Source organism: Variovorax sp. 01T439_2, from assembly GCF_056398445.1.
On the sequence record NZ_JBFTPJ010000984.1, the window covers coordinates 1 to 2,119 of the forward strand.

General features: G+C 64.4%; 2 protein-coding genes. Both read right to left on the minus strand.

Annotation, left to right across the window (positions count from 1 at the left end; translation table 11 throughout):
* Positions 1–158: 158 nt before the first annotated feature.
* A complete protein-coding gene (locus tag AC1DOC_RS30775; protein WP_478080929.1) occupies positions 159–1,142 on the minus strand; it encodes a Bug family tripartite tricarboxylate transporter substrate binding protein in 984 nt (327 codons plus the stop codon).
* Between the two features lie 119 nt (positions 1,143–1,261).
* A complete protein-coding gene (locus tag AC1DOC_RS30780) occupies positions 1,262–2,038 on the minus strand; it encodes an enoyl-CoA hydratase/isomerase family protein (RefSeq protein ID WP_478084389.1) in 777 nt (258 codons plus the stop codon).
* Between the last annotated feature and the right edge of the window lie 81 nt (positions 2,039–2,119).

A 2,119-nucleotide genomic window follows, 5' to 3' on the forward strand; every position in this document is an offset into this window, starting at 1 on the left:
GCGATATGTTGGTGCCGCTGCTCGCGGCCGCGAGCGACGGCCCTGGCTGATCCTGCGGCCGATGAGCGCACTGTCGCGCCTCTTCCTCCTTGCCGCGGGCGCCGCAATCTCAGTCGAGTTGCTGTCCAGCCGGTGCGCGATCACCGGGCGCCACGGCCCTAATCCGCTTTGAACCCCGAAGCTTTGACCACTGGTTCCCAGAAGGCACGCTTTTCGCCGAACCTGGCTCGAGCCTCAGCCGGCGAGCTTCCCGACTCCACAAAGCCGAGCGTGCGGATCTTGCGCGCGAACTGCTCGGTTGCCACCGCTTTTCGGATCGCAGTGCTCCATTCGGAGACGACGACCGCAGGCGTTCCAGGCGGCAGGCAGATGGCCAATACGCCCACCGCGGTGAGCTCCTTTCGACCGAGCTCGCCGAACGTCGGAACGTCAGGCAGAAGCGGCGAGCGCTGCGCAGAGGTGACTGCCAGCACGCGAAGCTTGCCAGCGTTGTGGTGCTGTGCAAAGTCTCCGACAGTCGAACTTCCCGCTGCGACATTGCCACCGACGAGGTTCACGATCATCGGGGCTGCGCCCTGAAACGGCACGTCCTGCAGGGGCGTTCCGATGACTTTGGCGATCTGCAATCCCAAGAAATGGGTCGGACCTCCCGATGCGGCATGGCCGAAGTTGGCATGCTCAGGATGGGCGCGCACCCATTGGGCATATTCGGCAAAGGTCTTGACGGGTGAGGACGCGGGTACAGCCAGCGCCATCGGAAACTCGACGACCGTCGACGCCGGCAGGATATCCCGCTGCGCAGCGTAGTTGAGCTTGTTGAAGACGAACGGATAGATCGATTGCAGGAAGTCTGGGCACAGCATGGCCACGCTTCCGTCACCCGGCGCGGCACGCAGCGCGTCGATCGCGATCTTTCCGCCGGCTCCGGGTTTGTTCTCCACCATGACCGTGCGATTGAGCGGCTCATGCAGCTGATCCGCAAGCGCCCGTGTGACGACATCAAGTGTCCCGCCAGGCGAGAAACCCACAAGAATCCTTGCGGGCTGGCGGCTGGCCGACTGCGCGATGGCCGAGGGCGTGCCGAAGGACACGGCAACGATGAGTGCGAGGCTGTAGCGCCAGGCGGTACTCGGTTTGTTCAAGAGCTGCTCCAGGAAAATTCAGCGAGGTCACGTCGGTTGTTGCGGCGTCGGCACGAGGCCACCAGAGGGATTCGAGCGCGCAGCGACCCACGACGCTGGCGCCACTGCGCGAGGCAAAGTCAGCGACCGCGAAAGACCGGAGCGCGCTTGTCGGCGAAAGCACGACGCCCCTCCAGCCGGTCCTCGCTGTCCCTGAGCACGCCAAAAGCCTGGCGCTCCAGTTCCAGTCCACCTGCAAGCGGCAACTCCCGTCCGGTCATCGCCARACGCTTGGCCGCGGTCATCGCCAATGGCGCATTGGCGGCCATTGCGCGTGCCAGGTTGATCGCCGTTTCCTGCAGCGCGGGAAGGGGAACCACCTTGCTGACCAGTCCGATCCGCAACGCTTCGTTGGCATCGATGCGTTCGCCCGTCAGCAGCATCCACATCGCGTCCGACTGGCCCACCGCGCGAATCAGGCGTTGCGTGCCCCCGGCGCCTGGGATGCTGCCGACGCGCACTTCCGGCAACCCGAATTGCGCGTTGTCGGAACAAATGCGGATGTCCGCAAGCAAAGCCAGTTCCAGTCCACCGCCAAGGGCATAGCCATTGATCGCGGCGATGACGGGCTTGTCGGTCTGCAGCGTGCCGAAATTGGAATGCCGGGTACCGGCGCGAAAGACCTGCCGGGCTGCGCTGTCGGCAGGCGGCATCGTTTTCTTGAGATCTGCACCTGTGCAGAACGCACGCTCGCCCGCGCCCGTCAGCACGAGGACGCGGATGCCCTCGTCGCTCGAGACCTCGTCCCAGATCGCGAGCAACTGCTCGTTGGATTCCGGGTCGATGGAATTCATGGCTTCGGGCCGATTCAGGGTGACGATGGCGACGCCATCCTGGACTGTCTTGACGATGGGCATGGGTGTGTCTCAGTTCGAAGGAGAGTCGGCGGCGATGACCGCCTCGATGTTTTCCGGCGGCATGCCCAGTTCGACCAACAC